Here is a 1,862-nt window from a genome sequence, read left to right as displayed (position 1 = left end):
AACCGAACATCAGATGTCCGTTTTGGCGGACACAACAGCGGGGAAATGGCTGATGCCCTCTTCCATTTTTTTATGCTAGCGTGGTCGCTGCCAAGTGACGCTCAAGCGGGCTTGGAACGACACTTGGCAGCGACCACGTAGCGTCGAAGAACCCATCCTTATTTACCTTTTGCGTGTTCTTCTCAACTACACAGGAATTTGAACGGATGCTTTTCCTAACACCGGCATTAGTGTGTCACCTAACAAGTCGCTCAAGCGGACACGGCAAAAGCATGCTTTTGCCGTTCCCTCGGCAGAGCCTCGGTGCCGCTTAGCTCCCTCATTATATGCCTAGCAAAATCAGCATCAACTTCCAGGAAAAAACATGAAATTTATAACCAAATTAAAATTCATCCTAACAATTACTATTACCGCAGGGCATGCTTACGCAACCGACACAAAGGAAAAAATTGAGCATTCAATGGCATCTGTTGAAAAAGAGTGCGCGGGGTATGCAAGCGTACTTACAAATGCCAAGTGGGAGGCCGTTAAAAGTAAAGCCAAAGAGCAGGGAAAAGAAATTCCAGACAACTACCGAGACTCGTTGTACAAAATTGAGCTATACCAGTGCGTTACAATACAAAAAATACAAATCATGAACATGGTTAAAGGCATTACCTCAGAGAGCGAGTGGTCAAAAATGGGCGGCGAAACCACCCTCAAAAGACTCAACAATGAATTGAAAAAAACAATATAAAATCTTTGGCGAGCATCAATCGCAAGTGCAATAGTCATATAACAATGCGCTTAAGGCCGCTCGCTTCGCTCACTGGACGTCAAAAAGCTGCGCTTTTTGCCGCCCCTTAGCTTAATCGTTAGGTAATATCTTCTCAGCATTTCCAACAGGAAATAAAATGAAAAAATTCAACCTCATAGCACTTCTGATATGGTTAAGCACACATGGCACGCTCTGGGCCGCCCAGGGCAATGAAACAATAGATAAAATTCCAAACAACAACCAGGAGACTGCGAAGATGGACAATACAAACAATCCAATACTGGTAATCGCCGAGAAGCTCAAGGAAAATAAAATATTCCCTTCCGACTTCAGCCCAGAGAATATACAAGATGAATACTCACTAATGAAGGCAATTAGAGAGCATACAAAAAATACACAAGTTAAATTCTACGATGAAGACATTGGCACTGAAAACGATGCAGATGAAGACTACGTAGCGATCATGCGTATGTTCAGCAAGGCTTCCGGCGGCACAATAATTTATGAAATTATTGACTCAAGCACAATCAAAGACAATGTAAAAATAAAATTTAAGCATAATAACAAAGAGTATTCTTGGGAATTTCAGCAAGAGTCAGACAGCCTGAGCGAAGAGTTCCTTTATCTTGTCATGGAGCACTCTAAGGAGTGCGAGGCAGGAGAGTTCATAAATCTAATGGATGATGACACAATAATGATCGGCTTTGTACCAAAAGAAATATCATCCCTCCTTTACCAGAACGAATTCATATATTAAATCCACTCTTCGAAACACATCACCTAACAATTGGTTCAAACCGTTCGCTTCGCTCACTGGGACGTCCAAAAGCTGCGCTTTTGGCCGCCCCTTAACCAAACGTTAGGGCGCTTTAAATATGCTCGGAAAGCACCTAGCCACAACGACGCCACACGCCGCTTTTCAGCGCTCGGTTTTGTCGTTAGCTTTGCTGTTTCGTTCAAGCTCCGCGGCGCCGCCTGTGGGTTCGCCGGCGGGTTATTTGCGGTAAGCATCGGAAGGTTTTGACAGCATGGATCGAGTCGCAAATAACTACTTTAGAAAGTCATCACTTCGGCGTTTCGGGTCTTTTCGTTTGGGTTTGGCCTG

2 protein-coding genes are annotated in these 1,862 nt (G+C 44.1%); both read left to right on the top strand.

Annotated elements, in window-relative coordinates; genetic code table 11:
- Positions 1-364 precede the first annotated feature (364 nt).
- Positions 365-736 carry a hypothetical protein gene (locus BMX80_RS17310; protein ID WP_074870746.1) on the top strand — a complete coding sequence of 124 codons (372 nt, stop codon included), beginning with the start codon at positions 365-367 and terminating at the stop codon, positions 734-736.
- 157 nt (positions 737-893) lie between these two features.
- Positions 894-1,514 carry a hypothetical protein gene (locus tag BMX80_RS17305; protein WP_074870743.1) on the top strand — a complete coding sequence of 207 codons (621 nt, stop codon included), beginning with the start codon at positions 894-896 and terminating at the stop codon, positions 1,512-1,514.
- The last annotated feature ends 348 nt before the right edge of the window (positions 1,515-1,862 follow it).

Source organism: Atopomonas hussainii (assembly GCF_900109735.1).
Lineage (GTDB): Bacteria > Pseudomonadota > Gammaproteobacteria > Pseudomonadales > Pseudomonadaceae > Atopomonas > Atopomonas hussainii.
Note: the sequence above shows the minus strand (reverse complement) of the source record. Positions and strands in the feature narration are given on the sequence as shown.